This is a genomic window from Persicobacter psychrovividus (genome assembly GCF_036492425.1).
GTDB classification, from domain to species: Bacteria; Bacteroidota; Bacteroidia; order Cytophagales; family Cyclobacteriaceae; genus Persicobacter; species Persicobacter psychrovividus.
This window is the reverse complement of sequence record NZ_AP025292.1, coordinates 1,399,021-1,410,271: the sequence shown is the minus strand read 5'-3', so window position 1 is coordinate 1,410,271 and position 11,251 is coordinate 1,399,021. Positions and strand designations below refer to the sequence as shown.

General features: G+C 44.4%; 9 protein-coding genes. 3 read left to right on the top strand and 6 right to left on the bottom strand.

Translation table 11 applies throughout. The features are described from left to right. Positions 1 to 2: 2 nt before the first annotated feature. The 6 genes from AABK40_RS06200 to dnaG form a co-directional block, all read right to left on the bottom strand. On the bottom strand, positions 3 to 464 hold the full coding sequence (locus tag AABK40_RS06200) for a hypothetical protein (RefSeq protein WP_332920552.1): 462 nt from the start codon (positions 462 to 464) through the stop codon (positions 3 to 5). A 302-nt stretch (positions 465 to 766) separates the two neighbouring features. Then, on the bottom strand, positions 767 to 1,537 hold the full coding sequence (gene surE, locus AABK40_RS06195) for a 5'/3'-nucleotidase SurE (protein ID WP_332920551.1): 771 nt from the start codon (positions 1,535 to 1,537) through the stop codon (positions 767 to 769). Positions 1,538 to 1,620: 83 nt separating this feature from the next. Beyond that, positions 1,621 to 2,289, bottom strand: coding sequence for a hypothetical protein (locus AABK40_RS06190; protein ID WP_332920550.1), 669 nt, complete (start codon positions 2,287 to 2,289; stop codon positions 1,621 to 1,623). A 109-nt stretch (positions 2,290 to 2,398) separates the two neighbouring features. Further along, positions 2,399 to 3,661: a right-handed parallel beta-helix repeat-containing protein gene (locus AABK40_RS06185; protein ID WP_338397948.1), complete on the bottom strand. Its 1,263-nt coding sequence runs from the start codon at positions 3,659 to 3,661 to the stop codon at positions 2,399 to 2,401. 255 nt (positions 3,662 to 3,916) lie between these two features. Beyond that, positions 3,917 to 5,137 (bottom strand): bifunctional 3,4-dihydroxy-2-butanone-4-phosphate synthase/GTP cyclohydrolase II, encoded by a 1,221-nt coding sequence (locus AABK40_RS06180; RefSeq protein ID WP_332920548.1) that lies wholly within the window; start codon positions 5,135 to 5,137, stop codon positions 3,917 to 3,919. A 41-nt stretch (positions 5,138 to 5,178) separates the two neighbouring features. Beyond that, on the bottom strand, positions 5,179 to 7,209 hold the full coding sequence (gene dnaG / locus AABK40_RS06175) for a DNA primase (RefSeq protein WP_338397947.1): 2,031 nt from the start codon (positions 7,207 to 7,209) through the stop codon (positions 5,179 to 5,181). 343 nt (positions 7,210 to 7,552) lie between these two features. Between dnaG and AABK40_RS06170 the strand changes: the two genes are divergently transcribed. From AABK40_RS06170 to AABK40_RS06160, 3 genes are all read left to right on the top strand, one after another. Beyond that, positions 7,553 to 8,647 (top strand): Mrp/NBP35 family ATP-binding protein, encoded by a 1,095-nt coding sequence (locus tag AABK40_RS06170; protein ID WP_338397946.1) that lies wholly within the window; start codon positions 7,553 to 7,555, stop codon positions 8,645 to 8,647. Between the two features lie 5 nt (positions 8,648 to 8,652). After that, positions 8,653 to 8,910, top strand: a complete 258-nt coding sequence (locus tag AABK40_RS06165; RefSeq protein WP_332920545.1) for a NifU family protein — start codon at positions 8,653 to 8,655, stop codon at positions 8,908 to 8,910. A gap of 91 nt (positions 8,911 to 9,001) precedes the next feature. Beyond that, positions 9,002 to 11,176 (top strand): M43 family zinc metalloprotease, encoded by a 2,175-nt coding sequence (locus AABK40_RS06160; protein WP_338397945.1) that lies wholly within the window; start codon positions 9,002 to 9,004, stop codon positions 11,174 to 11,176. The last annotated feature ends 75 nt before the right edge of the window (positions 11,177 to 11,251 follow it).

The window sequence follows — 11,251 nt, the reverse complement described above, 5'->3', positions numbered from 1 at the left end:
TCTTAATTAGCTTTAGTCAATATAAATTTTTCTCTATCGTTATTATCAAATATTACTAATTGATTATTGTCGTTAAAAATAAACCAAGCCGGATTCCCCTGATCTCGTTCTTCGTTTAAACGGTGGTTTGTATTAAACACCAAAGGTAAGCCCGCAACAAATAACTGATTGTTATTAGGATCACTTTGCCATACCCCTTGCCCATCTACTTTTGAGCCGTTCACCACAACAGTGCCATTTTTACCAAACACTAACTCCATACTTGCATACAAAGTATCTACTGAGTTATAATTATCGAATTGTAGTTGGGTTACTCGCCACGTACCAACCATCATACTACCATCCCCAATTTGGGAGGTTTGAGATTGAATTTCGTATGGAGTAATCTGAATAAACTGAGGAACTACATCTTCTGAACAGGAGAATAATGTAATTATCGAAAGCAAAGCAATTAGGTTTTTCATATTTGAGTTGTTTAATTTTATTACGATTAAATCGTGCTCAAATGTTGTTAGAAAAGTTAGTGGGTGGTGTAAAAAATAGTTAATCTTAGACATACTGAAATTAATTCTGATGAAACATTCTCATAAAATGATCATCATTTTTCATTCAAATTTGAATTTTGACCTTTCAAACCGCATATATATTGAATAAAATATATCTACCAAATAAAATTATTATTTTCATCTGTGTAAGATTTAAAAATAGTTTGGGCAAAAAAAAGCCCGAGGCAGGGTTACCTCAGGCTTCATCAATATTTTGGTAATTATAATTCCCACGTTTTCAGCAAATCAATCGCCTTATAAGCCGATAAATCAAACTGAGTAGGAACGACCGCTACATAATTATTTTCGATTGCCCAGACGTCATTGTCTTCGCCAGTATCCTGGTTATTAAACTGCCCAGCCATCCAATAATAATTTCGTCCCATTGGGTCGGTGCGTTTATCAAATTCCTCCTGCCAAACGGCACGGCCCTGTCGACAGACCTTAATGCCGCGTATAGGTTCCTCCTGCTTTACAGGGAAATTGACATTCAGGGTAATGTCTTTTGGCAAGCCATTTTCCAATACCTTGCGTGCAATACGCTCAACATATCTTACCACGTGGGAAAAGTCAGAATCCCAACCAAACTCACATAAAGAAAATCCGATGGATGGAATGCCCTCGATGGCCCCTTCGATCGCCGCTGACATCGTTCCTGAATAAAGTACCGAGATAGAAGTATTGGCGCCATGATTGATCCCACTGACCACCAAATCAATATTTCTACCTTTTAAAACTTCCGCTTTAGCAATTTTCACGCAGTCGGCAGGGGTTCCAGAGCAACTGAAAGCCTCTACATCCCCAAAAAGATGTACTTCTTCTTTCACCCGCAGAACCTCGCCAATAGTAATGGCGTGCCCCATACCTGATTGTGGAGAATCGGGCGCCACAACGACGACCTCCCCTATTCTTTCCATGGTTTCTACAAGAACCTTGATGCCTGGCGAGGTGATACCGTCATCATTCGTAATTAGGATTAATGGTTTATTCATAAGTTTTACTGAATTCGTTTTGTGCAAAGATAAATGCTAAAAAGGTGTTTGCCCATAAAAAAAGGGGCTTAACCCCTCCATTTTTATGATTTTACTTTAGAATTACCTTCCGATACCAAGGTGTTATAGTAATCGGTAATCCTGATTAGATCATTCTGATCATTGAAATGGAGTCTGTTCTCCTTAACAAATCGCTTAATCTCGGAAGAATACCGCCGCATGATATGCAGTAGTGTTCGCTTCTTCATATCAAAAGAAACGACCTTCCCTTTCAGGTCAAGGTAAAAATAATCGTGTCGTAATTTTCTTTGGGTGGCGTAATAATTATTCTGAGGGAATCCACCATAATAGCCATAGTTGTAATTTTGGGCGGTGGTTTCCTGCACAATTTCTTCCCGTGAGAGTAAAGTCAGCGGACCTTCGTGCAGCACTTCAAAAATCACTGGAATTTTATAATTCGACCTTACCCGATAAGGAATGGCAAAAAACTCGCGGTAATCCTCCACTGTGGAGTCATAAATTTCAAAAAAGAGGATTTTTCGGGCACTGTAGGTTCTGATTTTATTTTTGGCATTTATCAAAACGGCATCATTGCCAAAATCATACTTTAATGCGCCAGAAAGGGTATCGCCACTAAGTAACACCAACTCCCCAAGATGCCACATCTCTGAGGGGAACTGCCTCGACGACTGTGCTTTGAGTTGCTGAAAACAGAAAATGAAAAATATGGCGAAAAGAAATTTTTGCTTCATTGTATAGGAGGTTGACTTATTCCACTAAATATAAAACGATTTTATGTCAAAAAAGTCGTGGGATTAAAGAAAAAAATCCAAATCCTTTCATTCTCGATCCACAAGACCATCAATCAGCAGTTTCAGCATTAAATTTCTTGTCGAAAATAAAATTAAACAGCTTGTCGTTATCGGCATACCGCGGGTTATTCATTCGAATTTGCTCCCCTACCTTTTCATCAAGTTGGGGGATTTTCAAATTTTTCACACTGTCCAGCCGCACAGTAACATGGTCGGGGATCATGATATAGGCACGGGCCTTTTTCTTAAATTTATACTCATAAATTTTCTGTGGTTCAACAATCATATTGTTCCTGATGACCGTCAAGCCGATGGTACTATTATAGGTAATGATACCATGGTCTTTGGGGTTGACAATCGTATTGCCCGTAATAACCAATTGCTCGACGGGGTTGCTGATGCGTTTCCCGATGTAAATTCCGTCAGCACCACTGAAGGAAATGTAATTATTGAACACCATCATGGCATTGGCAGAAAAAAGGGCCAAAGAGGCTCCGTTGCCGTTGATCACCTGATTATTGGACACCGAAACATTGTAACTGCCTTCTCCCACAAAAATGCCCGACGAATGATTTCGGTGTTTTGCCTGCGAAAAATCAATAAGCTGATTTCCCAGAATCACAACATCTTCAATGGCATTGGTCACCTGAATTCCATCCCATCCAGTACGCTCAATCGTGTTGAATGCGATATAAACATTGCTCATTTTCGGAGGGTGCAACCCTTTACAGTTACCCTGCTTAATGGCGTGCCCCGTATGACCAATATACATTCCCTCGCCGCCAGTATCGTGGATAAAATTATCATGAATACGGATATTTTTTATCGTGAAGTTTTCTGCCCAAGTAGATGGCTGATCACAAATAGGATCGCACTTTACCTGAATACCTGCAAAGCCTGTTTTAGAAATTTCAATATGGTCAATTTCATAATCTGATGACGTTCCTGTTATTCCCAGACCTGTATTTTTTTGATCTGTGATCACGATACCATTCGAAATACCAGGGAGTCCTTTGCCCGTAAACCGAAAATGCTGACAGTCACGAATACTCACACCATAGTGGTGTCCCTGGCCTCCAATTGTTACTTGTCCGCCCTGCGCAAGGATCAATATCGGCTGCTGCGCACTCCCCCGAATATTCACCAATCCAACAAAAGGATAATTGCCCGCAACAAGCATGATGCTGTCTCCTGGCTGAACCCCCTGTTTTGAAGCATCAAAAAATGGATTATTCTTATCAACATAAAAATGCTTCGCCTGCAGGGGAAAGCTCAGCGACAAACTACAAAGCATAATTATCAAAAGGCGCATGTTAAACAGGTTGGTGTACTATCAACAACCCCCTTATTGTTCGTTAAGTTACTGAAGCGGTGTAATATCGATGTAATAATCCGAATAGCCACTAACTGATTCAACCCCTTGTAAAGGTCGGCTGAAAATACATCAGTAAAAAAAAGGGATCAACAAAAACAAGCCATGAACATGACAGGGCTTCGGTGGTGCTAAAATTTGAACACAAAAAAAACTGCAAGTGAATAACCTGCAGTTTTGTATATTTTTCATCCATTACTTCCCTTTCAGAATTTCGTGATCCATTTTATCACGCTTGGTCTTTAGGTAGGTTTCGTTGAATTTATTAGGTTTCACTTCAATAGAAACGCGTTCGACAATCTCCAATCCGTAGCCTGTCAGTCCCATACGTTTCTTGGGATTATTGGAAATGAGGCGAATTTTACTCACATTAAGGTCACGGAGAATCTGTGCCCCAACGCCGTAATCCCGCTGATCCGATTTAAAGCCCAACTTCAAATTGGCCTCCACGGTATCGTAACCCTGCTCCTGCAGTTCATAGGCCTTCAGCTTATTGACCAGTCCGATCCCGCGACCTTCCTGATTCATATAAAGAACAATACCCTTTCCTTCTTTTTCTACCGCTTGCATTGCCCGATGTAATTGCTCGCCACAATCGCATCGGCAAGAGCCAAAAATGTCGCCGGTAACACAGGAGGAATGAACACGCACCAATACCGGCTCATCTTCCTTCCAGCTTCCTTTCACCAAAGCCAAATGATTCTCCCCGGTTGTTTTTTGCTTGTAGGCCACCATGCGGAAATCCCCATATTCAGTAGGCATAGCCACCTCCACTTCACGCTCAATCAAGCTGTCGTGACGCATACGGTAGGCGATCAAATCCTCAATAGAGATCAATTTAAGCTGATGTTTATCCGCAATTTTCCGCAACTGAGGCAAACGAGCCATGGAGCCATCCTCGTTAAGGATTTCCACCAAACAACCTGCTGGCTGGTCTCCTGCAAGGCGAGCCAAATCGATGGTTGCTTCAGTGTGCCCCGAACGGCGCAACACCCCACCATTTCTGGCTTTTAAAGGAAAGATATGACCTGGTCGGCCCAAATCTGTCCCCTTGGTATTGGGGTCCACCAATGCACGCACCGTTTTTGAACGATCATGGGCAGAAATTCCTGTGGTACAACCATGGCCGATCAAATCTACAGAAACCGTAAAGGCGGTTTCGAACTCTGCCGTATTTTTCCCGACCATCATATCAAGCCCCAGCTCAGCACATCGTTCCTCTGTCAGGGATGCGCAGATCAGACCACGACCATGAGTGGCCATAAAGTTTATAATCTCAGGGGTTACTTTTTCAGCTGAACAAATAAAATCCCCTTCATTTTCACGGTCCTCATCGTCCACTACGATAATCACCTCACCTCTGCGGATGGCCTCGATGCCTTCCTCTACGGGGTCTAAAAGTCGTTCGTTTTTCATATGTTTGTTGTCTTTACTTTTCATGCTTGGATGAGAAACCGTTATAGTTTGTACCTGTTCTGGTGTGCCTCCTGATGCAGTTGCTTACGCATATTTTGCAGCTCTACAATCATTGCAAGCGTTTCCATCATCAATTGTTCATCGCCAGAAATATGGCTTTCCTCAAGCTGTGCTTGCAATTGTCCTTCCATACGGTCGAAATGTGCCGACTTCAGGTTAACAATAACCTTGTACAGATTATGCCCCAGGTTATCCTGCTCCACGGGCACATTGATCTGGTGCCGATCCATCCATCCACTCAATTTATATTTTACGGAAATCAGGGTATCCACCAACGCTCGTTCTTCACCTTCGGTAGCTCCCAGCATCGCAGTGCCCGAAACATCCTGATCAAGACCAAGGCGTTTGTAATATACCTCAAAAATTCCTTGATGGCGTTCTTCAAGAATGTCCACGCCCTGCAATTCTTCCTGTAGATACACTGCCACAGACTTCCCTTCTTCCACATCCAGTTGGCCATAGCACAATAACATGCGCAGGGCTTCACGCTCATGACGAAGAAGAAGTTCTACATCTGCGGAATAGGCCGTTTCCTGTACTGGGACATTTGTTTTTGAAGGCTCAGGAATTTCACCTATAGCCATCAATTCCTCTGGCGAGGGTGCCCAGTCGGGCTCGTAATCTGGGTAATTTTGTGGTGGCGCTGACGGCGGTGGCGTTGATGCTCCTCCGGTCTGCGGACGGTACTGACTGCGCTTTTGCTCCTCCTCAAAGATTCCCTGCAGCTCTTTTTTCAGGGCTTCTTCAGAAATCTCCAGTAATTTGGCACAGGTTTTCAGGTAAACATCCCGCTTGATGGCGTCGGGTATTTTGGCCAATACTTCCAAAATCTGACGGGCTACCTGCGTTTTTTTCAGCGGATCGTTCCCGACATCCTTTAGCATTACATTCGTAATGAAGGTAATGAAGTCGGTTTTCTTATCGCTGAGGTATTCACGGAAAGCGTTCGGCCCAATCTTGCGGGAATAACTGTCCGGGTCTTCCCCTTCAGGAAAGGCGACCGCCTGCACATCGAGCCCTCCGGCCAAAATCATGGCAATCCCACGCAAAGAGGCTTTTACCCCTGCGCTGTCGCCATCAAAAAGTACGGTAATATTGTTGGTAAAACGCTTGATCAGTTTAATCTGATCTTCGGTCAGGGAGGTCCCCGAGGAGGCCACCACGTTCTCCACACCCGACATGTGCATGGATATAACATCTGTATAGCCTTCTACAAGGTAACAGTTATCCTCTTTCCTGATGCGTTCTTTTGCCTGATAAATACCATAAAGCACCCGAGATTTATGATAAATCTCTGTTTCGGGTGAGTTAAGATATTTGGCTTCTTTTTTATTGGTCGATAACGTTCTTGCACCAAAGGCAATGATCTTCCCAGAAAGGTTGTGCACAGGGAACATCACGCGGGCACGGAAGCGGTCGAAAACTTTTTTGCCGTCATCCTTATTAATCACCATCCCTGCTCCTTCCATTTCAGGAACAGTATAGTTCATCTTCTCTGCCGACTTTCTAAATCCCTCCCACTCTTCAAGTGAATAGCCGAGCTCAAAATTTTTGATGATCTCGTCGGTCATTCCCCGTTCGCGCAAGTAGCTGTAACCTATCGCACGTCCGGTTTTATTTTCCCACAGGTTCTGAACATAGAGTTCTTTGGCGAAATGCATGACCTGATGCAATCGGTCACGGAAACTGATGGCCTCCTTAACTTCCTCTGTCAGTTTGGTCTCCTCAATCGGAATGCCATATTTTTGCGCCAGATGGCGAATGGCTTCGGGGAATTCCATCCCTTCCATCTCCATCACAAAGCGTATTGGGTCGCCGGTTTTTCCACAACTGAAGCATTTGTAAAACCCTTTCGTTGGTGCCACCGAGAACGAAGGGGTCTTCTCTTCATGGAAAGGGCAAGGAGCCCACATGTTTTGTCCCTTTTTTTTCAAGCTGACATAATCCGACACCACATCCACGATGTCCATACTATCTTTTACTTGCTGAACAGTATTTTGACTAATACCCAATGCTTTACTTTCTTGTTAAAAATCCCTGTCTAATTTAGCCTACAAATGTACTGATTTATCAAGCATATCCCTATCATAAAACAGGAAGATGCTGCCTGAAAGACATTCTATACAATAAATTTAGCTTTATTTTACCACAAAACTAATAGTTCAGCCATACAAGCTGTTTAAAATGTGGGCTCGAAGGAATAATGAAATATAAATTCAAAAAAAATAACTAATTTTGAGTCTGTTTATCTTTTAAAGCCTAAATTTCATGTCGGTAAACAGGACTGAGTGCCCCAGGGACTCAATCCACCCACCAACATCAATGCCTTTGGCTTCATCATAGATTTATATATCAATGACAATCAATGAATCACAAATTATAAAAGCCCTTGCGACGGTTGAAGACCCCGATCTGAAGAAAGATTTGGTAACCCTTAACATGATCAAGGACATTAAAATTGAAGGCCCTACGGTAGCCTTCAAGGTGGTCCTGACCACTCCCGCATGTCCACTCAAGGAGCTGATCAAAAATAACTGTATTGAGGCTATCCATCAGTTGGTCGATAGTGAGCTGGAAGTTATTCCAGAGATGACACACGATGTAACAAGTGCACAGGCAAAAACACCCCTTTTACCTGAAGTAAAGAACATTATTGCTGTGGCATCGGGAAAAGGAGGCGTAGGGAAATCTACGGTTTCTGCCAACCTTGCTGTCGCTTTGGCACGTACAGGCGCCAAAGTAGGCTTGCTGGATGCTGACATCTATGGCCCTTCCGCCCCAACCATGTTCAACTGTGAGCATGAGCAACCTGAGATGGAAAAAGAAGGCGAAAAAACCTGGATCTTGCCCATTGAGCAATATGGCGTTAAGGTCATGTCGATCGGATTTCTTACTCCTGCTGACAGCCCGCTAATCTGGCGGGGCCCTATGGCCACTTCAGCCATCAAGCAATTTCTGGGCGACACCAAATGGGGAGCGCTCGATTATTTAGTGGTCGATTTACCACCAGGCACCAGCGACATCCACCTTTCTTTGATCCAGAATGTTGCCGTTACGGGAGCCGTTGTCGTTACTACCCCACAGAAAGTCGCCATTGTAGATGCACAAAAAGGACTATCGATGTTCCAGCAGCCACAAATCAATGTACCGATTTTAGGTTTAATTGAAAATATGGCTTATTTTACTCCTAAAGAATTGCCAGAGAACAAATACTATATTTTTGGTAAAGATGGGGGAAAACACATGGCCGAACGTTTCAAGGTGCCATTTTTGGGTCAAATCCCTCTGGTACAGGAAATTCGCGAAAGTGGAGACAGTGGGTACCCTGCCGTTATGAAAGATAGTATCACATCCGAGGCTTTCGATGTGTTGGCGCAAAATGTAGCACAGCAAGTAGCGATGCGCAATGCCAATTTAGACAAAACTGAAAGAGTTATTATTACAAAATAATTGTCATGAAAGAATCCCCATTGTTATCGGAGGTCGAGCTGGCTTTGGAAAGTATCCGTCCATATCTTGAATCTGACGGCGGAAATGTCAAGGTCGTTGAGATCATTGAAGATCATACGGTCAAAGTTGAATTGATCGGGGCCTGTGGCTCATGCCCAATGTCGCCGATGACCATGAAGGCAGGCATCGAGGAAGCGATAAAAAAGCAAGTCCCTTCCATCAAAGAAGTGATTGCGATTAACCTGACCCCTCTTTCAAAATAAGTATACTTATAATTTTAAAAAGCTATAAATCAATCTGAAGGCAGAGCTGGTTTATAGCTTTTTCATTCTCCACCACAGTAACCCCAATCCTGTGAGAAATATATTCCTATTTTTTCTCCTGCTGACGTCCCTCCCTTCATTTGCGCAGAATGTCGGCCCCATAAAACCCCGCTGTTCCTCAGAAAACTATTACAGCGGACCCTCCAGCAATGCGCCCTCCTCGCAATTTGAAAATTGGATGACCACCAAGAAAATTCAGCAACAAAAGCGCCTACGTTCAACAGCCGTACAGGAGGATGAAACACGCTATCGCGTTCCTGTGGTTTTTCATATCATTCACCGCCCTGGCGAACAAATTGGCGAGGGCTCCAACATTTCCACCGCGCAGATCCTCTCCCAGCTCGACGTGATCAATGAAGATTACCAGAGAACCAATGCCGATGCCAACCTCACCCGTCCCGAATTTCAGGATGTGGCTTCGAGCCTGAACATTGAATTTGTTTTGGCCAAACAGGATCCTTTCGGTAACCCTACAACTGGCATCACCAGAGTAAATGGCCTGAGAAACAACTGGGGCGACCCTTCGGGCAACTCCTCCCTCGATGCCGAGCTAAAATCCTACTCCTATTGGCCTTCAGAAGACTACCTCAATATTTGGGTAGCCCCCCTGCGTGATGGCATTCTTGGCTATGCTTCCTGGCCTGAAACAGATATTGGTGGTGTAGGCACCCCAAGCGCCCCGCTGCAGGATGGAGTGGTGATTAATTTTATTGCCTGCGGATCCATCGCCAAGGGAAACTTTCCCGACATTGACCCTGACTATGATTTGGGAAGAACCTTGACGCACGAGATCGGCCACTTCTTTGGGCTATTGCACGTGAGTGGTGCGGGCGGTTGTAATTCCGATGATTTTTGTACTGACACCCCTCCACAGTCAAGGCAAACACAGGGCGACTGCGCCAACTTTGGTGCCAATCCACCCTTTTCCTGCGGCACGGAGGATATGTATGAAAACTATATGGATTACACCTTTGACGCCTGTATGAACGCCTTCACCCATGATCAGGCAACAAGAGCCCATATTGTTCTGGAAAACAGCCCTCGAAGAGCCTCGTTGCTCGACAGTCACGGTTTGGTGGACCCAGATTTCGAGGAGAATGCCATTAGCCTTGGGGCAATCCTGAGCCCCGAAGTGATTGCCAACAGCGATCGGACGAGCCTAAAAGTTGTCCTTCGAAATTTTGGGGAAAATCAGGTCACCAGCGTCAATATCCACCTTGGTTTTGGCAGTTTTAAGGCTGATTTAGCCACCGAGGTAAATATTGCTTCCAAATCCGCGGATACCCTTGCTTTCAAATTAACGCAGCTCCCTGAACAGTCCGAATTATTCACCGTTACCGTGGACAGCGTGAATCACCAACCGAATACGGCATTAATTCTTGCGGAAAAAAAACAACAACTTACCGCCAATTCAGCGACAGCAAGTTTGCCTTATCTTCATGCATTTGATAACCCGTTCATCAATTCCGATGGCTGGCAGGTGCCCAATTTTGAAGGGGCCCAATGGGTCAGCAAAAAACAGGAGGACGAATCTTTTGTCGCTGCCCTTGAGGAGCAATCCGTCAGTTCCCAATACCTGATCTCCCCACTGCTCCCCCTTGATGGAGCACCATCAGATTCACTGACACTTACTTTCCAAACCGCTGTTACCCCTGAAAACAGCAGCTTTATGCCACAATTCAGTGTGCTGATTTCCGAACCTGAAAATGAAAACCTGTTGCACCTTAAAACCTTCACCGACAACGATTTTGAAAATACCACAGGAAAAAGCTATAAAAAGCATTATATCGACTTGACGCCCTTCAGAAATCAGGCCATTCGTCTGGTGTTGGACGGTCAGAATAACAGTTCTTCCTCCCTGTTAATGAAGAACCTCAGGATTCAGCCTGTGGGAATCAACCGCTTACTGCAACTGAATGAATCTCAGTTTACCATTTCCCCTTCGGGAGGAGATGAGCCAATGTTCAGACTGACCACCAAAGGGAGCCACCCTGCCGTTTATGATTTGGTTTACGAACTGCCCCAAACGGCCAACGTGGCGCTCAGGATCGTCAGTATTGATGGCCGTCAGGTTTTCAGTAAAATCCTCGAAGGTGTACTGCACGGCAGCTGCTCACTACCCACACAAGGCTATGCCTCAGGGATTTACCTCCTGCAAATCAACAGTCCGCAGCACCATGAGGTCAAAAGGTTCTTTATCCCATAGCCGCTGCCTGCTAAATTTCTTTCCATTCGTGCAAGAATATTGAGGGAGGCCGCACCGTTTTTGACAATTAATTCT